This is a genomic window from Bacillus alveayuensis (assembly GCA_030812955.1).
Lineage (GTDB): Bacteria > Bacillota > Bacilli > Bacillales > Aeribacillaceae > Bacillus_CB > Bacillus_CB alveayuensis.
Genome location: JAUSTR010000005.1, coordinates 134,891 through 156,209, shown reverse-complemented (window position 1 = coordinate 156,209; position 21,319 = coordinate 134,891). Strand labels below are relative to the sequence as shown.

The 21,319-nt window shown below is 34.3% G+C and carries 20 protein-coding genes; 10 read left to right on the top strand and 10 right to left on the bottom strand.

Features of this window, described 5'->3' with window-relative positions:
• Positions 1–622: 622 nt before the first annotated feature.
• The 5 genes from J2S06_RS08800 (at position 623) to J2S06_RS08780 (ending at position 6,942) form a co-directional block, all read left to right on the top strand.
• Positions 623–1,828 (top strand): HD-GYP domain-containing protein, encoded by a 1,206-nt coding sequence (locus J2S06_RS08800; RefSeq protein WP_419152038.1) that lies wholly within the window; start codon positions 623–625, stop codon positions 1,826–1,828.
• A gap of 151 nt (positions 1,829–1,979) precedes the next feature.
• Positions 1,980–3,170: a zinc metalloprotease gene (locus J2S06_RS08795; protein ID WP_419152037.1), complete on the top strand. Its 1,191-nt coding sequence runs from the start codon at positions 1,980–1,982 to the stop codon at positions 3,168–3,170.
• A 137-nt stretch (positions 3,171–3,307) separates the two neighbouring features.
• Positions 3,308–4,402: a PRK06851 family protein gene (locus J2S06_RS08790; RefSeq protein ID WP_044894928.1), complete on the top strand. Its 1,095-nt coding sequence runs from the start codon at positions 3,308–3,310 to the stop codon at positions 4,400–4,402.
• 307 nt (positions 4,403–4,709) lie between these two features.
• Positions 4,710–5,903: a glycine C-acetyltransferase gene (locus tag J2S06_RS08785; protein ID WP_419152036.1), complete on the top strand. Its 1,194-nt coding sequence runs from the start codon at positions 4,710–4,712 to the stop codon at positions 5,901–5,903.
• 82 nt (positions 5,904–5,985) lie between these two features.
• On the top strand, positions 5,986–6,942 hold the full coding sequence (locus J2S06_RS08780) for an L-threonine 3-dehydrogenase (protein ID WP_419152035.1): 957 nt from the start codon (positions 5,986–5,988) through the stop codon (positions 6,940–6,942).
• A gap of 46 nt (positions 6,943–6,988) precedes the next feature.
• Here the strand turns inward: J2S06_RS08780 and J2S06_RS08775 are convergent, their stop codons facing one another.
• Positions 6,989–7,357: a Na-translocating system protein MpsC family protein gene (locus J2S06_RS08775; protein WP_044894925.1), complete on the bottom strand. Its 369-nt coding sequence runs from the start codon at positions 7,355–7,357 to the stop codon at positions 6,989–6,991.
• A 292-nt stretch (positions 7,358–7,649) separates the two neighbouring features.
• The gene (locus tag J2S06_RS08770; protein ID WP_419152034.1) at positions 7,650–9,209 is read right to left on the bottom strand and encodes a BCCT family transporter; all 1,560 of its coding nucleotides are present in this window, start codon (positions 9,207–9,209) and stop codon (positions 7,650–7,652) included.
• A 389-nt stretch (positions 9,210–9,598) separates the two neighbouring features.
• Between J2S06_RS08770 and J2S06_RS08765 the strand changes: the two genes are divergently transcribed.
• Positions 9,599–10,195: a nitroreductase family protein gene (locus tag J2S06_RS08765; protein WP_044894923.1), complete on the top strand. Its 597-nt coding sequence runs from the start codon at positions 9,599–9,601 to the stop codon at positions 10,193–10,195.
• A gap of 213 nt (positions 10,196–10,408) precedes the next feature.
• Here the strand turns inward: J2S06_RS08765 and J2S06_RS08760 are convergent, their stop codons facing one another.
• A complete protein-coding gene (locus J2S06_RS08760) occupies positions 10,409–10,879 on the bottom strand; it encodes a DinB family protein (RefSeq protein WP_044894922.1) in 471 nt (156 codons plus the stop codon).
• 292 nt (positions 10,880–11,171) lie between these two features.
• Positions 11,172–12,449 (bottom strand): YjiH family protein, encoded by a 1,278-nt coding sequence (locus tag J2S06_RS08755; protein WP_419152045.1) that lies wholly within the window; start codon positions 12,447–12,449, stop codon positions 11,172–11,174.
• A gap of 488 nt (positions 12,450–12,937) precedes the next feature.
• Here J2S06_RS08755 and nfsA point away from each other — a divergent pair, with 488 nt between their 5' ends.
• Both nfsA and J2S06_RS08745 read left to right on the top strand, forming a co-directional pair.
• Positions 12,938–13,687 carry an oxygen-insensitive NADPH nitroreductase gene (nfsA, locus tag J2S06_RS08750; protein ID WP_419152033.1) on the top strand — a complete coding sequence of 250 codons (750 nt, stop codon included), beginning with the start codon at positions 12,938–12,940 and terminating at the stop codon, positions 13,685–13,687.
• Between the two features lie 437 nt (positions 13,688–14,124).
• Positions 14,125–14,850, top strand: coding sequence for a TrmH family RNA methyltransferase (locus J2S06_RS08745; RefSeq protein WP_419152032.1), 726 nt, complete (start codon positions 14,125–14,127; stop codon positions 14,848–14,850).
• A 200-nt stretch (positions 14,851–15,050) separates the two neighbouring features.
• Here the strand turns inward: J2S06_RS08745 and J2S06_RS08740 are convergent, their stop codons facing one another.
• From J2S06_RS08740 to J2S06_RS08715, 6 genes are all read right to left on the bottom strand, one after another.
• Positions 15,051–15,332, bottom strand: a complete 282-nt coding sequence (locus J2S06_RS08740) for a biotin/lipoyl attachment domain-containing protein (RefSeq protein ID WP_235357059.1) — start codon at positions 15,330–15,332, stop codon at positions 15,051–15,053.
• 525 nt (positions 15,333–15,857) lie between these two features.
• Positions 15,858–16,391 carry a stage II sporulation protein M gene (locus tag J2S06_RS08735; protein ID WP_419152031.1) on the bottom strand — a complete coding sequence of 178 codons (534 nt, stop codon included), beginning with the start codon at positions 16,389–16,391 and terminating at the stop codon, positions 15,858–15,860.
• Positions 16,381–17,052 (bottom strand): ATP-binding cassette domain-containing protein, encoded by a 672-nt coding sequence (locus tag J2S06_RS08730; protein WP_419152030.1) that lies wholly within the window; start codon positions 17,050–17,052, stop codon positions 16,381–16,383. The genes J2S06_RS08735 and J2S06_RS08730 overlap by 11 nt, the downstream gene beginning before the upstream one ends.
• 2 nt (positions 17,053–17,054) lie before the next feature.
• Complete coding sequence (locus tag J2S06_RS08725; RefSeq protein ID WP_419152029.1) at positions 17,055–18,332, bottom strand: sugar transporter; 1,278 nt, start codon at positions 18,330–18,332, stop codon at positions 17,055–17,057.
• A gap of 139 nt (positions 18,333–18,471) precedes the next feature.
• Entirely contained in the window at positions 18,472–19,029 is a 558-nt protein-coding gene (locus J2S06_RS08720) for a hypothetical protein (RefSeq protein WP_419152028.1), read from the bottom strand.
• Entirely contained in the window at positions 19,017–19,190 is a 174-nt protein-coding gene (locus tag J2S06_RS08715) for a hypothetical protein (RefSeq protein ID WP_419152027.1), read from the bottom strand. The genes J2S06_RS08720 and J2S06_RS08715 overlap by 13 nt, the downstream gene beginning before the upstream one ends.
• A gap of 426 nt (positions 19,191–19,616) precedes the next feature.
• Here J2S06_RS08715 and J2S06_RS08710 point away from each other — a divergent pair, with 426 nt between their 5' ends.
• Both J2S06_RS08710 and J2S06_RS08705 read left to right on the top strand, forming a co-directional pair.
• A complete protein-coding gene (locus J2S06_RS08710; RefSeq protein WP_419152026.1) occupies positions 19,617–20,192 on the top strand; it encodes a TetR/AcrR family transcriptional regulator in 576 nt (191 codons plus the stop codon).
• Between the two features lie 57 nt (positions 20,193–20,249).
• Complete coding sequence (locus J2S06_RS08705; protein ID WP_419152044.1) at positions 20,250–21,197, top strand: NAD(P)H-binding protein; 948 nt, start codon at positions 20,250–20,252, stop codon at positions 21,195–21,197.
• The last annotated feature ends 122 nt before the right edge of the window (positions 21,198–21,319 follow it).

Here is a 21,319-nt window from a genome sequence, read left to right as displayed (position 1 = left end):
GAAGATTCAAAAAAGAACCAAATGAATATTTAAACACTATTGAAGAGAAATGGAAAAGGCACAACTAATTTATTGTGTTGGTTGTGCCGTCTAAGAAAAAAAACGGGTATTTTTAACTAGTTTTTTGGTATATATATATAAGTTGTAGCAAAGAATTTCCATGCTATTGGTTTCGTACAGGTGTGTTAATGATCCAATCAACAGCACTCTATCCCTCGCTTTTCTGCCTCAGTCGGCAAGCTATTTGCTTGCCGACGGGCATGCTTTAGCATGCCCGCCTCGAACAATGAACGCTTTGCGGGCAAATACATTTGCCCGCTGGCGTTCTTGTTCGAGGGGAGAGGCAGAAAAGCTTGTGTTGAGTCCATATCATCCCGTATTTTGTATATTTACGACAAATTTGATGTAAAACAAAATTTCAATTTATATAGTGCTTATGAACTATTTTAAATAAAAATTTTTGTGATTTAGGTTATTTTTTCAATATAGTAAGCAAAAAGTCTCGAATTTTGATTTCGTTCTAAATGTTTATTTTGATCTGCCGATAAAAACGATGGGGAATAAGTTTTTTAAAATTAGAGTCATAATACATAAAAATCATCAAGCTTAGAGGGACAACTATATGAAAAAAGAAATGATCGGATCTGCCTTAATTCGTGAAGAACAACGATCTATCAAATTGTTTTTATGGATTTTTTATACAATTAGTATTGCTTTTGATATTTTTTATTATTATTTTTTGCCAATTTATAGTCATTCTGATGGGATCGGATTTCCAAAAGATGGATTGGGCTTTTGGATTTATTTGTTTTTATTCGCCTTACTGCCGGTTGCGGTTTACTATATTAAAAATCAAAATCCTTTTCCCGTTAAGTATTTATATTTTATTAGCTATGTTGTGATTAATATTATTAATGATATGATGATTTACGCTGATAGTGATCTAAAATATGAAAGTGGAAATGTTGTTGAAGTATTTTTCATTTTGTTTAGTCCGATTTTTGTAAACAAACGCTATTTTCAACTAGTGTTTTTGGGTTTAATTGTGAAATATTGTATTATTGGACTTGTTTTGCAAACGGCTGTTGTGTTTCTGCCTATTGTTCTTTTAGTTGTATTGTCCATAGTGGCTTTTATTTTACTAAACCGTTTCCAAGGATATGTGAATACGGTAAGTGAAACATATGATCAACAATTAAAAAAAATGGTGAAAGGGCTTATTGCAATACTTGAGCTGAAAGATCCATATACACGAGGGCATAGTGAGCGTGTCGCAGAATACGCCCTCATCCTAGCAAATGCAACGAAAAAGTTTTCGAAAAAAGAACTAAAAGCTTTTAACTATTCTTGTTTATTACATGATATTGGCAAGGTACATATTCCTGATCAAATTTTGACGAAACCTGCACGGCTGACAAATGAAGAATATGAAATTATTAAAACCCATCCTGTCGTCGGTGCAGAGGCTATAAAAAACGTTGAAGGGTTAAGCCAATATATCGATATCGATATTATTCGTTATCATCATGAACGCTGGGATGGAAAGGGGTACCCTGATCAATTGGCAGGGGATCGTATTCCACTTGTAGCACGGATTACAGCTATTGCCGATGCTTTTGATGCGATGACGTCTTCAAGGTCTTATCGTAAAGCGTTACCTCTTGATGAAGCCTATAAACGAGTGATTGAAGGGAAAGGAACTCAGTTTGATCCAAGATTAGTAGAATTATTCCAAGAGGTATACCCACAATGGGTCGAAGTTTATAACCGCTATCCTTGGCATGAAAACTCAAAAATTATTTCTTTAAAAGATGGTCTTTTATCCTAGACAGGGAGGTGATTATATGAAAATCCGCAAGCTAAAAAAAGTAAAAGCGACTTGCTGGTGGTGCGGTTGGCGTCATTAATTTGATCAAATTATACGAAAAGGGGGATGCTAATACAATTAGCGTCCCTTTTCCTATAAAGGGGATTAGAGAATGGAGATTACATTGCAAACGAAATTAACGTTATGTCCGTTAAACATTCAACTAGATCAAAAAAATTATATTGTAGAAGACGTTGCCTCTGGTGAATTTTACGAAATGCCGCAGATTTGCGTTGATGCCATTCAACTGATGGAAAAAGGACTTTCATTAGGTGAAATAGAGGAAAAATTAAAAACGACATACCAAGAAGAAGAAGTTGATATACTCGATTTTGCGAATCAATTAATCGAATTGGACCTCGTTAAAGAAATTGATGGAGAAATCATTCATAAAAATCGTCACATCGAAAAAAAAGAAGGCTTTTTATGGATTTCACCAAAAGTTGGTCAATTCTTTTTTAACCGTTTCATGTTAAATGGATATGGTGTCCTATTAATTTTGAATGTTTTTCTTTTTATCTTTCAACCACATCTATTCCCTTCATACAAGGATTTCTTCGTTTTTGATGTCATGAATTTAAATATACTTGTTTGGCTTATGATTACTTTTTGTACGGTTATCATTCATGAGTTTGGTCATGTATTAGCAGCGCGGGGATATGATCTCCCAACGAAAATGGGAATAGGACACCGCTTATTTTTTGTTGTTTTTGAAACAGACTTATCTAAAGCATGGTCTTTACGGAAAAATCAACGTTATGTTCTATATTTAGCGGGCATGTGTTTTGACCAAGTGATATTATTTTGTGTTCTAATAGCCCAATTATTCTTCCCTAATGAGAAGATCTTGGCTGTAATTGTGTTAGATATATTTATTAGAACATTATTTCAATTTTGTTTTTATATGAAAACAGATTTGTATTATGTTGTTGAAAATTGGTCAGGATGCTATAACTTAATGGAAAATGGAAAACAGTGGTTAAGTAAATGGCTGCCGATCATGAAACAAGTAGAGAAAACAGAAATTTTTAAAGAAGAAGAAAAAATGGTGAAGCTTTATGCATTATTTTATATAACAGGAGTAACGATTACGTGTACATTGTTTATCTTTTATTATATTCCACAAATGATATTTACACTTAAGAAAACAATACCTCATTTATTTTTGTTCAATAATAGTATATATTTTTGGGATGCTCTGCTCATTGTCATGCAATTATTGATTTTTATCAGCCTTCTTTTTTATTCATTAGTGAAAAAGAGAAAGGAAATAAGTCAAACGAACATTGTTCATGAAAAGTGAGACGTGCGACATGATGATAAGGCATGCCTTATGATGAAATGGTTTTACGTGAAACCAACATTTGGGCATACACCTACTAAATATCCCTGCATAAATTAATAAATAGGATCAAGAATTTTTATAAAGGAAGTGTTATGATGATTGGAACGATTTACAATTATTATGCAGGGGGAAATACAGCTCGCGGCTTTTATAATCTTTTTGAATCCAATCTAAATAGTCTAAATCGAATTTATATTTTAAAAGGCGGGCCCGGGACCGGAAAGTCGACATTAATGAAAAATATTGGACAGTATTGGGTGCATAAAGGGTTTGACATTGAGTTAATTCATTGTGCTTCGGATCTTCAATCGATTGATGGTGTCATCATACCGCAGCTAAAAGCTGGCATTGTGGATGGAACAGCTCCTCATGTGATCGAACCAAAAGCACCAGGGGCGATTGAGGAATATGTAAATTTAGGTGAGGCCTGGGACTCCAAAAAATTAGTTCAACATAAGAACGAGATATTAGAGATTAAGGAAAAAATAGGAGATTTATACAAGCTAGCTTATGAAACATTTGCAAAAGCATTAAAAATTCATGATGATTGGGAAAAGATTTATATTGAAAATATGGACTTTGAAAAAGCTAATGAATTGACGAGAACACTAATTGAAAAGTTTTTTAAAAACCATGCTGCGGAAAAATCCTCCATTGTGAAGCACCGATTTTTAGGAGCAGCTACACCAAAAGGGCCTGTTGATTTTATAGAAAATTTAACTGAAAATGTCAAATCGCGTTATTTTATTAAAGGGAGACCTGGCTCTGGAAAGTCAACAATGCTTAAGAAAATTGCTCATGCAGCAATCGAAAAAGGTTTCGATGTAGAAATTTATCATTGTGGCTTTGATCCAAAGAGTCTTGATATGGTGATTGTTAGGGAATTAGATTTTGCTATTTTTGATAGTACTCCACCACATGAATATTTCCCAAATAGAAAGCATGACGAAATCATTGATATGTATAAAGAATGTATAACACCAGGAACAGATGAAAAATATAAGGAAAAATTAGAGGAAATTTCGACAAAATATGCAGACACGATGAAAAAAGGAACAGCGTATCTTGCTCAAGCTAAAACGTTTCATAATCAATTAGAAAACATTTATGTTCAAGCAATGGATTTTTCAAAAGTAACAAAGCTGGAAGAAAACATTTTGTCACAGTTAGAAGAAATGAAAAGCTATTAGATCCTACATGAAATGAGGAGGGCCATCAAAAAGGAATTTTCCCCCTTTTTTGGTTCCCCTCATTTTTTATTTGACATGGTCGCAAATTGAGAAAATACATAGTGAGTCGTATAAATGGACAAAATTAAAAAAACTATATATTTCCTTTAAAATGTGTCCTTTGTATGTAAACATTTTTGTATTATTATGATAAGATAATAATGAAATATATTGATATGAAAGGGTTTTTTAAAATAATTAGTCCTCTATGAAAAGACAGTTGTGTTTTTGAATAGAACAGAAGGAAAAGATAAAAGGAGGAATTTTTGTGTCCAGCCACACTTTAGATCGTTTTTTAAAGGAAAATTTGCAAGATTTAAAGGAAAGAGGGCTTTATAATGTCATCGATCCGCTTGAAAGCCCTAACGGTCCTGTCATTCAAATAGATGGAAAAGAGTTAATCAACCTTTCATCTAATAACTATTTAGGACTAGCAACGGATGATCGATTAAAAAAAGCAGCCATTGAGGCCATTAACCAATATGGTGTTGGAGCTGGTGCTGTTCGCACAATTAATGGTACGTTGAAGCTCCATGTCGAGCTTGAGGAAAAAATAGCGGAATTTAAACATACGGAAGCAGCGATTGCTTATCAATCAGGATTTAATTGTAATATGGCAGCTATTTCAGCTGTAATGGACAAGGAGGATGCTATACTTTCCGATGAACTAAACCATGCTTCGATCATCGATGGGTGCCGTCTTTCAAAAGCTAAAATTATTCGTTTTCAACACTCCGATATGGATGATTTAAGAAAGAAGGCAAAAGAAGCAAAAGAATCCGGACAGTTTAAAAAAATAATGGTCATTACAGATGGTGTCTTTTCGATGGATGGTGATATCGCAAAATTGCCGGATATCGTTGAAATTGCCGAGGAATTTGACTTAATTACGTATGTGGATGATGCGCACGGCTCTGGAGTATTAGGGAATGGTGCTGGAACAGTCAAGCATTTTGGGTTATCAGACAAAATCGACTTCCAAATTGGTACGTTATCGAAAGCAATTGGTGTAGTTGGTGGATACGTTGCTGGGAAAAAAGAATTAATTGATTGGTTAAAAGTTCGTTCAAGACCGTTCTTATTCTCAACAGCTTTAACGCCTGCTGATGTTGCTGCTTGTATAAAAGCGATTGATATTTTATCCAATAGTACGGAATTACAAGATCGTCTTTGGGGGAATGGTCATTACTTAAAGAAAGGCTTAAAAGAATTAGGTTTTAATATTGGCGAAAGCGAAACACCTATTACCCCATGTATTATTGGTGATGAAGTGAAAACGCAGCAATTTAGTAAACGTCTTAATGAAGAGGGCGTATATGCGAAAGCGATTGTCTTCCCAACCGTTCCTAGAGGCACAGGACGTGTTCGAAATATGCCAACGGCTGCCCATACAAAAGAAATGTTAGATCAAGCCATTGCGATTTATGAAATGGTTGGTAAAGAATTAGGCGTTATTTCCTAATGGCCGCCTGTGAATATCATTGAGATTGTACGGCTACAAGCAATGGGAAAGGAACTTCGTAAGAAAATCTGGGGGAATCATCATGAAAAAGATTTTAATTACAGGAGCTCTCGGACAAATTGGTTCAGAACTGACCGTAAAAATGCGTGAAATATATGGCGAACAAAACGTGATTGCAACAGATATTCGCCAATCTGATCATGAAATCACACAATCTGGGCCATTTGAGCTTCTTGATGTGACGGATGCTAAAAAGATGTTTGACATCGCTAAAAGATATGATGTGGATACAATCATTCACTTAGCTGCACTGCTTTCGGCAACAGCCGAAGCCAAACCGCTTATTGCTTGGAATTTAAATATGGGAGGACTTGTAAATGCCCTAGAGGTTGCCAGAGAGCTTAGATGTCAATTTTTTACCCCAAGCTCTATCGGGGCATTTGGTCCAACGACACCAAAAGATCATACACCGCAAGATACAATTCAACGTCCTACAACAATGTACGGGGTAAATAAAGTAGCTGGGGAGCTCTTATGTGATTACTATTATTATAAATTTGCTGTAGATACAAGAGGTCTCCGCTTTCCAGGACTTATTTCCTACGTAACACCTCCTGGCGGTGGAACAACGGATTATGCGGTGGAAATATATTATGAGGCAATAAAGAAGGGGGCCTATACATCTTATATTGCTAAAGGGACATATATGGATATGATGTACATGCCAGATGCTTTAAATGCGATTTTAACATTAATGGAGGCTGACGCTTCCAAATTAAAGCACCGCAATGCCTTCAATGTAACAGCTATGAGCGTCGAACCAGAAGATATTGCGAAAGCTATTCGCAAGCATATACCTGAATTTAAGCTCAATTATGAGGTGGATCCAGTACGGCAAAGGATTGCAGAAAGCTGGCCAAATTCAATTGATGCGACAGCGGCGAAGGAAGAATGGGGCTTTAAAGTGGAATATGATATCGAAAAAATGACAAAAGATATGCTGATGAAGCTAAAACAAAAGAAAAGCTTAGTTGGATAATGAAAAAAGGGAGTCGACTCGGTCTTCGAGTCCTCCTTTTTTTTAATTATTTTAGAAACTTTTTTTCTAAATTATGAAATAATTTAAAAACCATGACTCGTTCACCTGTACGGGTACTTAAATCTGTATGGAAGCTTTTTACTTCCTCGCCGGTTAATTTAAGAATAATTTCCTTTAAGGTTTGGACACCCGCTTCTACTAAATCGGCACGAGTCCGTTTGATCGTTGTTATCCCTTCTTGCGTTTTACAAACAGAATATTCTGCTGGTGTTAAAATTCCTTGCAATGTAACAATGATCATATCTCTTAATATATCCGTTTTAACGGATACGGAACCACGTCCTAAGAAATCCTTTTCCCAGTGAGTTAATGCTTTACTAATTTCCGCTTCGACGAATCCTTTTGTCTTGTTCATAAATTCCTCCCAATTAACAAAAAAACAGTATATTTCCCCTAGTTATCTAGGATCAGAAATATACCGATTTATTTCAATCTTAAACCTTATCATAAAGGAATACTTTTTCATACAGTCAATTTTTCAATATTAACTGTATGCTAAAGTATCCTCATGACGTATAAGGTTGAAACGTTCATCCCTCGGATTATTTTTGTTTTCCATTCTATCGATAAGTCGGAATTCTGTCAAGAGCGTAAAAATTTAATGTACGAATACTAAGAACAGATCTTCCGATGATCGAGACAAGACCTTAAGAAACTTTTTTCTCCTTTATTCGATCTTTTCGTTTTTCCTCTATGAAATGTTCTCTTACACTTTTGATAAATGAAATAGAAAGAAGCACTGTAATGGCGATTAATGGAAATCCTCCAACAATACTAGCAGTTTGTAATGTTGATAGACCACCTATATACATTAACGTCAATGGTAGAATAGAGAGTGAAAAAGCCCAGAATAGACGGTTCCAGCGAATTGGCTCATCAACGACTTCTTTTTGAACAACAGAAGCTAAAATGTAAGAGCTTGAATCAAATGTTGTTGCTAAAAAGATAATCGCTAGTACGGTAAAGATCGCTACAATTAGTTTACTTAACGGCAGCTGGCTTAAAATTCCCATAATGGCTGCAGGGGCACCTTGCTGATTGAGTACTTCCGTAACCGAATATTGCCCTGTAAGCTCTAAGTATAAACCGAAATTACCGAGAATTCCAAAAAATAATAAGCAGCCGATCGTACCGTAAATCAGTGTTCCAAGAATCATTTCCCGTATCGTTCTTCCGCGTGAAATTTTGGTGACGAATAACCCGACAAATGGGGCATACACAAGCCACCAAGCCCAATAAAACACGGTCCAAGATTCCGGAAATCCGGTCCGTTCAAATGGCCCTAAATCATTAAAAGGCTCTGTCCACGTCGCCATGCGGAAAAAATGGTCCAACATAAAGCCGACACTATTTAATGTCGTTTCTGCTAAAAATACAGTAGGCCCTACCGCAAAAACAAAAATGAGAAAGAAAGATGCTAGCCAGAGATTAATATCACTTAAAACTTTTATTCCTTTCCGTAAACCGGAATAAGCACTCATAGCAAAGATCAATGTACAAATAAGTAAAATCACTGTATTTAATGTCATGGAAGGGTTAATACCTGTTAGGTCTTGAATACCAGATGCAATAAGAGGAGCACCTAATGCAAGAGTAGTACCAGCTCCACCGAGCAAGCCGAACATGAATAACACATCAATGATTTTACCTATTGGTCCATCTGTTAACTTGCCAATGACAGGACGGCAAGCTTCACTGATTTTTAAGACAGGCTTTTTCTTCACATAATAGAAATAGCTGATCGGAAGGGCAGGTAAGCAGTAAATGGCCCATGCAATTGGACCCCAGTGGAAAATTCCGTAAGTGGCAGCCCATTGAATCGCTTCTTTCGATTTTGGCTCTACACCAAAGGGAGGTGAAGTATAATAATAAGCCCATTCGATGGCTCCCCAATAAAGAATGCTGGAGCCAATCCCTGCACAGAAAAGCATCGCAGCCCATGTGATGGTAGAAAACTCAGGTTTAACTTGAGTATCCCCTAGCTTAATCGTCCCAAATCGACTAAATGCAATATAAATGAGAAAGATTAAGACAGAGAAACCTAATACTAAATATAACGAACCAAATTTTTCAGTTATAAAACTGTTAGCAGCTAGGACAATGGTTTCACCTTGATCTGGAAACAGAACAAGTGGAACCGCTACTAAAAGCAACAACGATAATGCCCCGATAAACGTGGGCCAATCTATTAATTTATTTTCTTTCATCTAATCCCCTCTTTTTTTGAAATATTAAACTATATTACAGTTTACTTGAATATGAAAAAATGATAAAATTCTGTATTCTCTAATAATGATTGATTTATGCAAATTATTTGCTATTTGACTAAAATGAAACAATGTATTCGTACATATCCTTTCATTATCTTCTAAATCGTTTGGAATACTCGTCTACTATATTTGTTTATTTGCACTTAAAAATAATTTACGAGAAATAAACGGCATGGATTTTTCATGGGCTCCTGTTGTATAATAGGTGGTAATAGTAATGATAATCATTATCAAAAAAACGATAGAGTGGTCTGCATGATAAAAATGATCATAACAATAGGACGTGTTGAGTATCATATGAGTTATAGTAGAAAGGTGGTTTTCGTATGAATATTTTCGAAGCAATACGTGCCAGAAGAAGTATTGGAAAAGTGAAGCCTGATCCTGTTGAAAAAGAAAAAATAGAAAAATTGCTGGAAGCGGCTGTTTGGGCTCCGAATCATCACCATACAGAGCCTTGGCAATTTTTTGTTTTAACAGGAGAGGGAAGACGCCTTTTAGGAAGAACACTTGCTGAGATAGAAAAAGAAAGCATGGATGATCCGATGACAGAGGAAAATCAGCAGAAATTAAAAAAAGCAGAAGAAAAGGCATTTCGTGCTCCTGTTATCATTACCGTAGCCGTTAAACCGTCTGATCACCCGAAAGCGATCGAAATTGAAGAAGTCGGAGCGGTCAATGCAGCCATTCAAAACATGCTTCTAGCTGCCCATGCTCTAGGGCTTGGTGCTATTTGGCGAACAGGAAAATTTGCTTACCATCCGAAAATGAACGAATTATTCGGGCTAAGGGAGCAAGATAAAGTATTAGGATTTATTTACATTGGCTATCCAGATATGCCGAAGCGTGAAGGAAAAAGAATTTCTTTTTCTGAAAAGACCATATGGGTTAATCAAGATGATCGAAATATGCTCATACCTTAAGCGAAAAAAACGCTCAGACTGATGACAAACGCTTGCATTCTTTGTTACTTCACCCGTATCGCGCTTCATTACCGTACTTGGTAACTCCGCTTTTCATCGGGCTCGTGCCGCGAATGACAAGCGCTTTCATTCAGTCTGAACATTCGTTCTACATAGACTTTGTCTACAAGCTGACACTTACCGTATTAAAGATCTGTAAGTGTTTTTTTTACGTTAACGATTGGTGCTAACAGTTTTTCTTAAGCTATTGATAACTCCTTGGTGTAAACCTTCATGATATAAAGAAAAGTGGACGATATCTTTCACCGTTTTGAGTTCAACATTTTGTATGGTAATCGGTTTTGGCAGAACATCTTCTAAATGTCCCTCTAATGCTTGCAGCAGCTCATCTTGTTGATCTTTTAGCAATTGTTTAATTTCTGATATATGCGGTGGATTTTTAACATATTGACGTGGACTTGTCCCCATTTTAAATAGATCGACGTATTCTTTAGCTTTTGCATTTTTCAAAAAGGCACCAAAAAAGAACGTTTCTGAAACGAGAATATGACCAGCATTCCAACGAATCGAGTTGTTATGGCCGTCTGGGATCACGTCTAGAGCTTCTTCTGTGACATTTTCTAATAGCTGAAGTGTATTGGCACGCACATAACGATAGAAATCGAACAACGTTTTTGCTTCCATTCCCATTCCCTCCTTTAAATTGTTCACCCTAAAAATACCATGATCAGTCATCAAAAAGCGAATAAAAAGTACTGCAGTGGGAAAATGAGAAAGGCGCAGCATAACTTCCACTGCGTCGAATGTAAAATAGCTGTCGATTTAGGCGACAAGCTCACTTCTTTTTTAAAAGATTGTTGCTATACTATAGTTTTTCGATTGTCTTAGGCAAGCTCCACGCTTGCTATGTCACGCTATGCGTGACATAAACCGAACAAAAGTCGAAAAGCAACAAAGTTTACGAAAACAGCCTTTTTTAAAAAATGAGATGTGCAGCTAAAACAATGATCGGCAATGTGATGATTGTACGCTGTAAAAATATTAGGATTAAATCTAAGAAGGATACAGGAACTTTAGACCCTAGTAATAATCCGCCAACCTCTGACATGTAGATCAACTGAGTGACGGATAAACAAGCAATAATAAAACGAGTCATTTCACTTTCAATGCTTGCCCCGATAATAGCCGGTAAAAACATGTCAGCAAAGCCGATAATCATTGTTTCAGAAGCAGCTTGAGCTTCTGGTACTTGCATAAGCTCTAAGAAAGGAATAAACGGCATTCCTAGCCATGTAAAGACAGGAGTATATTCTGCAACAATGGTTGCTAACGTACCGAGAGCCATCACAACTGGAGCAACTCCCATCCACATATCGAGTACATTTTGAAAGCCTTCTTGGAAAATTTTCGACATATGATTATTTTTCTTCGCTTTCTGTACAGCTTGCTCAATTCCCCAGCGAAGTGGAGAGTAGCCATTTGGAATCGCTTCTCTCGTTTCCTCTGCTTTCTTTCCATTGTAATACGTATCTGGTTTTTTGGACAAAGGAGGGATTCTAGGTGCAATGATCGCAGCGACAAATCCAGCTAATAAAATCGTTAAGTAAAACGGAACAAATAAATGATGCAGGCCGACCTCTGAAATGACAACTAAACAAAATGTAATGGAGACAACCGAGAATGTCGTTCCAATAATGGCCGCTTCCCGTTTCGTATAATAGCCTTCTTCATATTGTTTGCTCGTTAGCAAAACGCCAATCGTTCCATCACCAAGCCATGAAGCAGCACAATCAATGGCGGAACGCCCAGGAAGCTTAAATAAAGGGCGCATCACCTTCGTTAACAGCGCTGCAAATAGTTCTAGCAGTCCAAAATTTAAAAGCAGCGGTAAAAATAGCCCAGCGAATAAAAATACGGTAAATAAAACGGAAAGTAGTGACTCTAATAGTAAACCGCCTGTATTTTCAGACCAGATCGCTTCAGGTCCAATTTTATATAATGTCATGATGGCAAAGACTGCTGCCAGACCTCGGGCGATAAATAAAACAGGATTGACATCAAAAAGACTAGCAAGAAATGGCTTGTCCATAATAAATGATGGCTTCACTGTTTTTGTGATAATGCTTGCGATAAACGTAAGTAAAATGATAAAAGTCATGATGCTAGGGATGCTTTCACCTAATAACCCTTGTAACCAATTTGATAAAATCGCAATTGGAATCGTAACCCCTTTTTGATAAGGGATTGGTATCATGAATAGGAAAACACCTATGAGTGACGGTATTAAAAACGTTAACAGTCCTTGAGTCGTAACTTTGGAATTCAATTTAACAACCCCTTCAACGGATTTATAATTATGAAAACAAACTAATTTTAATACAATAATAAATACATACTCAATATATAAAGGTAAAGTTTAAATTTTGCGGCAACTTATCCATAGAAAAATTAGCGAAGTAAACGCTTTCTTTTACATGCAAAAGATTATTTTAAAATAAAATATTGAAAAAATTTTATATTAAGATAATTCGTAATGTTATGTAAAATAATGTGGTTTCATTTATAATAAAAGGTATGATCGCATGAAAGAAGGGATGGAGAAATCGGTGATACATCTTCCCATATTTAAGATTTGATGATTCATATAGGAAAGCGGTAGATGTGATGAACAATCAGTGATTAATAACAAACAATCTGAAACAGTAAAGATGAAAATTTTGAAATAAAGGAGTTGTTTTCAAAATGAATCCAGTAATTGAAACGATTTTAAATCATCGTTCGATTCGCCATTTTGAAGATAAGCAGTTGACTGATGAACAAATACATACCATTGTAAAATGTGCCCAAGCAGCGTCGACTTCCAGTTATATGCAAGCGTACTCAATAATTGGGATCAAAGATATTGAAAAAAAGAAAAAGCTTGCCGAAATAGCAGGAAATCAAGCATATGTTGAACATAATGGCCATCTTTTCATTTTTTGTGCGGACTTGCATCGTCATGAAGTAGCTGGAGAAATGGAACAAGTAGATGTAAGCACCTCGTTAGAGAGTACAGAAAAATTTATGGTTGCCCTAATTGATGCCACTTTAGCTGCACAAAATGCTGCGCTTGCTGCAGAATCAATGGGTCTTGGTATTTGTTATATTGGCGGGATTCGTAATAATTCGGAGCAAGTTTCTGAATTATTAAAGCTGCCAAATCGAGTCATCCCATTATTTGCCTTAACAGTCGGTTATCCTGCAAAGATGTCGGGACAAAAACCGCGCCTGCCTCTTACACATATTTATCATGAAGAAGTGTATGAACAGGATCAAGGACATTATAAACAATTATTAAACGAATATAATGAGACCATTTCCCAATATTATAAGGAAAGAACAAAAGGGGAACGTGAAGATACGTGGACTGGTCAAATGGTGAATATGCTGAAAGTCCCGAAAAGAATGTATATGAAGGAATTTGTTCAAAAAAAAGGATTGGACATCAAGTAGAGAATCTTTATAAGAGCATTGCAAACAGCCTTTTTCCGTGGAAGGAGAAAGGCTATTTTTTATGATCAATATGATTACTTGATACAATAACCGAGAGCGTCATGCTAAGTGTCATTTAGGAATTTGCTCATGATTATTTTTGAGAATCGAATGTTAAATCATAAAAAATGAAGAGGCTGAATTTATTCACAGGCTGTGGATAAATATATTGATAACATCAATATATTTTGTAGGGAACAAATGTACTCACACAAAATGTGGATGAAAAATGTGGATATGTGGATAAGTTTTGTGGAAAAGATGTTTGTATTAAGGGGATTATTTGTGAATAATTGCTGATAAATGTCGATTGTTGTTGAACATTAGACATTTTTTTAGAAAAAAGTATAATGTAAGAGGATTTGCTGATATGGGTAAATGGAAAAGGAGGAGATGATGTGAGCTCGATTTATTCACAAAGCGAATATTTACATTTCGTTTCTGAGCTATTTGAACAAGGAATTGTCGATGAAAAAGACCGTGAAATAGTCGAATTCATTATTCCTGACCGTTTGAAACGTCTATATGATGTACTTAATGAAAGAACGAGATATATTTCCATTTTGCTAGAGGCTGTGGATGATGGTCATAATCAAGCAGCTGTACTCCGTTCAGCAGATGCTTTTGGGATTCAAGATATAACGATTGTAACAGGACGAGCACCTTTTGCTCCCAATGATTTAGTTACAAGAAGCGCAGATAAATGGTTGACTCTGCATCATCAACCGAATATCGAAACGGCTATTTCTGATTTGCGGCAAAAAGGCTATCAAATTTATGCAAGTCAATTATGTGATGAAGCGGTGCCGATCGAAGAACTAGAAGTAAGTAAACCAACCGTTTTGATTTTCGGTAATGAACATAGCGGTGTTTCAAAAAAGGCGACAGAGCTGGCAGATGGCACCTTTATGATTCCAATGAAAGGATTTGTCCAAAGCTTAAATATTTCAGTAGCGGCAGCGTTGGCTATGCGTGAAGTAACGGAAAGGGCAAAAAAAGCTGCAGGAGAACAATATTATTTAACAATGAAAGAGAAACGTGAATTATTTCGGGAGTGGATGATGAAATCTTTAAATAAAAGACTCCGAAAGATGATCATACAAAAAAGGGAAAGCAGAAATTAATCATAATCTGCTTCAGACTGCGCGCAAAACGCTTGCATTCTTTGCTACTTCGCCCTCTTCGAACGCTCATTACCGTACTTGGTAACTCCGCTTCTCATCGGGCTCGTCACTCGAATGACAAGCGTTTTCATTCAGTCTGAAAGTCCGTTTTATATATAGACTATGTCTACAAACGGATGTCTGTTTTCCTTTTTCCAGGATTAATGATTACCGGAAACTAATTTATCTTCATTAATATAAGCAAGGACAGAGCCTGGAATGACACGGTCTCCTACTTTGACAGCGAAGGATTCAATTACACCATTTGCTCCAACGCTTATTTGCATTTCTTTTCCTTCATCTGTTTGAATGGAGATAAGCGGTTCCCATTCATAAATGCGTGTCTTCGATGGAATAAAAATAGATTTAATGACCCCGTAAGAAGGGCTTGTCACAATCTCTTTATTACCCCAACGACTCGTTACCACATCCTTTTTAATCAATCTGCATCACTCCTTACGAATTGAATATTTTCAACAACTTTGAGCTCTCTATCGGCTGAAAGAACGATACAAAATCGATGAACACGAACTTTTCAACTTGTACCGTTATTGTTATTGAATCCGGAAGTAAAAATCGACCATTCAAACCTAGTATGATTTGTGTAGCAGGGGGGGATGATAAGAATTGTAAATCATTGACAACCTCATAAAGGTTAGTCAAGATAAAAAAATATTCTTATCCTATTCTTATTCTACACAAAAGTAACAAATACCTCTATAATATTCAAAAAATTTTAATTTTTTGTTCGCCTTTTTTTTATGAGATGTCCGCAAATAGTTGTCACCCAATGGACAGAAAACGCTTAAAAATAAATTTTCTCCATCACAAAAGCAATGGAACTGGATATAAACGAGTCTCATCGTTTATTGGAACAAATGGAAGAGCGCCAACCTGAAATTGTAGAAAAAGCGGAAATATTAACGGCGGATCGTGGTTATGATGATTTGAAACTGACCAAACTCGGGTTAAGAAATTATATAACTTTTGTCGACTAATGACGGAGATAAGTATGTTTCTAATAATGCGGCAATTAGCAAAAGCATTAAATCAATAACTAATAGAATGAACAGATTTTTTCCTAATGTGATAAAGGAATTCTTATTAAATTCCTTTTTTCTAATCATAATAATAATGTACACAGATACATACAAACCTATTGCTGCCGTTAAAAACATATTTATGACTTCAACTATTCCGTGACCTGCAAAATACGAATATGCTGTTTTTAAGGAAGTTTTTGTTACCAAGCTATGGAAAGCAAATCCTAAATAAAAAAACTGTTCAAACAGAAAAATTATAGAAAAAAGTCCAAAACTAATAATTGAAAAAACAATGGTAAGAAAATGTATTTCAAAGTTCGTACTAAAAATTGTAATAAAAGAAGGTTGTAGATCAGGGCTAAATTGTTCTTTAGGAAGTAGTAAAAAGCCTAAAAAGAAAAATACAATTCCTATAGCTGAACAAATAATAAAACAAATACTAAACATTTTAAGTTTCACGATTATCACTCACTAGAACTACTTTATTAAGATGTTCATCCGTTTTTAAAATGATCTTTTTATTTGGAAAATCAGCTAAATCAGTATCCGTTGAATGTCTGGCATAAATTAAAATTGCATTATTTTCAATGACATAGTTTTTCAAATAATCGAGAATAACTTTCCTTGACCTAATATCAAAATTAACAAAAGGTTCATCAAGGAGAATTAAAGTAGGCGAAGATAGAAATGCTAGTATGAATGCTAGTTTTTGTCTAGTTCCTAATGACAGTTCACGTGTTAGGGTATTTTTATATTTATTCAGCCCAATTTCTTCTATGAGATAATCCAGAGAAGCATCAAAACTTTTTTTATTAAGGAAGGATAATATCATATCTATTGTTTCGGACGGTGTTAAATAGTCGTATAAGAATGGTGTATTACCAATTAATGAGACTCCTTTCATATACTTTTTAAAATTTTCCTTTAATGAAATGTTATTTAACTTGATTTCTCCCTCAAATTTTGTCATTCCACTAATGATATTCAACAAAGTTGTTTTGCCAATACCATTTTCACCAAGTAATTCCACAATACTCATTTTATCTACTTTCAAGTTTATCCCATCAAAAATGTAAGCTGATTCACCATATCTTTTTTTTATGTTTATCAATTCAAGCATTTTTACCCCTCTTTTATAAAATGATAAAGTACTAAAAAGCTGGAATACACGGCAAAGAAGCCCATTATGGGATATATACTTCCTAATTTCATTGAATAATAAGCTAGAACACTGCATGTAATAAAAGGTAATCCTAAAATTAAAAGATCTTCAATAGGATTGAAAAAATATACAAAAAAATTGTTTTTGATATCTTCTATTGATAATTTTTTAAAGCGATAGACTCTTTTTGTAATGATTTTTATTGAGTAGAAGTAGATAATTGTTGAACATAAAACAATGATAGCTGTAAATAATGACAATCCATAAAGGATGAGTACACCAAGATAATAACTAATTAGGATTACTAGGAGCCTTCTTGAAAGAAACTTAGAAAGTATATTCTCATAATAGTTTTTTTTATAAAACTTCTTTATATAATAATAATCACTTACATTAGAATAATTTAACATTTTCGAGCTATTTATGATTCCTTGGGATATAAAACTAATAATCGTGCTTTCAAGCGCTAAATAAACAGAAATAATAATAAATTTATGATTATTAAAATAAAAATTAATAATCCATATTATAAATAGAGAAGCTGCTGAGAACATATAAGTGTACAATATATATAAATAGTAAGTTCTATTTTGACAAGATCGAGATAAAGCAATTTGATACTTGTCATAATGCAAGTCATTTTTATATTGAATGAAATGTTCTTTCTTTTTCGTATTGTTTGGCCCATGAATAAATAAAAAGACAATCTGATGATTGCTCCACAAGAATTTTACAATAATAGTAAAAAAAATAGTTATTAATACTAAAAACTCATACAAAAATATTGTTGTGTAACTAAAATGAAGTTCTCTCATAAAAATAATCATAAAAAAACAATAAAAAAGAATTTTTGTTCCAAATGTTAACAACAATTTTTCTATGATAAGTAATTTAAATTTATTTTTTCGAGCTTTATACATCCACTGAGAAATATTCTCCAGCTCAACCGGATCATAATCATCATTATTGATATCTGTGAACATAACCGTGACAAAAAAATAGATAGTTGCGATGTAAAAAGGATTTATGTATGAACGAAAAGAATAAATTAGCGAGTAAACAAAAATTGGTACTAATATCGAAGCCAAAGTAATGACTACATTTACGTTGTAAAAAAAGGTTAGCAATAATTTTTTATCGCCATCAGCATACTTATTTAGAAAAGTTCCAAATAAAATCTCTATATTTTCAAATGCTTTTCTTTTTTTTATTAATCGTTTGTATTTGAAGTATTTCATTTTTCTTCAATTCCCCAATATTTTTGCAATAATTTTTATCAAAGTAAACACTCCTAACAAGATAAATAAAATGGAAATTACGAACAAGATCTTCATTTTAAACTTAAATTTTTTTTCCATATAAATCTCCTTCCTAAGATTAATTGAATGACACAAAAGTCATCAACAATTGAACGATAAGTGTTAAACCATAAGTTACTGAAAATATAATGATACTAAGTTTAATTTTAGAACTCATGGAAGTGGCACTATCTAAAATTGAAAAATATAGATAAATGAAAACCGCTAGTAATATTTGGGATCCTGGAAACCAGCGCAGCCATTGAATATCTTGTAAATGATCAAAACGAGCAATAGAAATGACAGACATATTTAATAAGATAGAAAATATATTCGCTAAAATGATTGGTGTTAAAAAGTTACGAAATTTGAATTTTTTATTAGTCATGACATTTGTAATAAAAGTAACAAATAGTGTTTCTATTATGACCACGGTAATACCCGCAATCAATTGTATCGAAGTTAAAAAAACAATAATAAAGGAATCGGTAAACAATGGGAAGCTCGCTTGTATTTTGTTAAATTGTTCAATAACTTTAAACTGTTTAATTGAAAAAAATGAATTTGCGACAACGACGAGAACCAATAGGCAAAAAGATAGTAGATTAATTATTCTTTCATTTTTTAATTTGAGCATTTTATCCCCTCTTTAATAAATACAATGAAACAGGAAGTAAAAAAACTTGTAATTATTAATGCTTTAATCCCTACTTGGCTATATTTTATATTATTGAGTCGTGTACCAATTAATGTAATAGCTATAGTTTCAATAATTCCCCCTAAAATATTAATGAGCATGAATTGAATTCCCCCTAAGTTCTGCCTGAACTAAAAAACTCTTTCTTCCGGGTCACTTAAAAATAATCACAACAAGAATAGGGATTCGCAGCCTTTAAAGAAAGCAGCAGTGCAACTTATTTATGGCTTTTACTTTTTTATCATCCTTTTTAAACAAATTATACCATTTTATCATTCCATATAAAGGTGCATGCTAACGTATATGGTAATAGTAGATTTGTTGATTGTTTCATAATGAAGTTCGTAATGGCTATTGGACGAATAAAAGGAAAACAAGCGGAAAATACATAGCAAGCGTGTCTCTTGCCTATGACAGTTGAAAAGCTATCGTAAAGCAGCAATCTTTTAGAAAATAGCATTGACATAAATGAATAAACTTTTTATAATTTTATTAACCAGTGGTTAATAAGAAAGGATGACACAATATTGACCCCACGAAAAATAACAGGAGAAGAACTAACGCAGGAAAAAATCATCAATGTAGCGAGAGAACATTTCGTGCAAAAAGGGTATAATCAAGTTTCCATGCGTCAAATTGCGAAGGAGTTAAACTGTAGCCATGGCGCTATTTATTATCATTTTAAAAATAAAGCGGAGTTATTTTATGCGATTGTTCAAGCGGATTATGCTTTTTTAGATCAATTGCTCATCCAAACTTTAACGAAATCATACAGAAGTGATGAAGAAGCACTAAAAGAAATATTGTTAACATTTATACATTTTGGTTTAACTTACAAAAGTCACTTTGAGTTTATGTTTCTAACAAAAAATTCAGAGATGGAACCTTATTTTGAAACTGGACCAAATGAGTCATATCAGCGATTTGCGGAAGCTGTGGCAAAATTAGTTCCAAATACATTATCGCCATCAAAAATTTGGTGTTTATTCCTTGCTTTAATAGGATTTGTCACAAAATATGTGTATTCAGATACATCATATGAGGAAGTGAAAAATCTGGCAAAAGAATACACTTCCTTTTTAATAAGAGGTTTAAAAACATAATTTTTTTTAATATTTATTGACCGTTGGTTAATAAAAAACCTTGGAGGTATAAAGGTGATGAAAAAGGCTGTTGTTTTAGGAGCAACTTGGGGAATGGGTTATGCATTAGTCTGTGAATTAAATAAACGCCAAGACATTGAGGTTGTGGCTTTTGCTCGTAATGAGAAAAAAATGCATGATTTATTTTCAAAAATGAACAAGCATGTAACGATGGTAACAGGCGATGCATTAAAAAAGGAAGATATTTTCAATGCTTGTAAGGGAGCAAATTGGATTTTTCAAGCCATTAATGTACCTTATCCGAAATGGAGTATAGAACACCCAAAGATTATGAATCATGTTCTTTTAGCAGCAAAAAATGAAAATGCAAAATTCATCATGATTGATAATGTTTATGCATATGGTCGTTCAAACGGAAAAAAAGTGACAGAGCAAACTTCGAAACATCCACATACGAAGAAAGGGAAAATACGATTACAATTAGAAAAGATGGTAAAGGAATCGAAAGTTAAGTATTTATTTGCACATTTCCCAGATTACTACGGTCCAAATGCAGTGAATACGACCTTGCATTTTACTTTAAAGCCGATTATTCAAAATAAATCAGCACTATTTGTTGGTCCTTTACACATTCCACGAGAATACGTTTATACACCTGATGGGGCTAAGGCTGCTGTCGAGCTTGCCTTACGAAATGATACGTACAATGAACATTGGAATATTCCCGGAACCAAAGTGATAACAGGACATGAAATCATCCGAATTGTAAGAGAATTAACGGGTTTTCAGAAAAAAGTGCGAAAAGTAACGAAAAATATGATCGCTTTATTAGGAATCTTTAATCAAGATATGCGGGAGGTTTATGAAATGATGTACTTAACAGAGGAACCTGTCGTATTATCAGGTCAAAAATATGAAAAGCGTATTGGAGCGCTGCCAAATACACCTTATGAGGTCGGCCTTATGGAAACCATTCAATATATGAAGAATCATGAAAGTCTGTAAATCTCAAAAACTTTTTGAATGGTACAGTTCCTAATGTTCATGCTCTGTTTTTTGTTCGTCTTGTGCTTTGAAAAAGACGTGTGTTCATTGTCCGAATTCATGCTTCTTCTATACCATTTTGT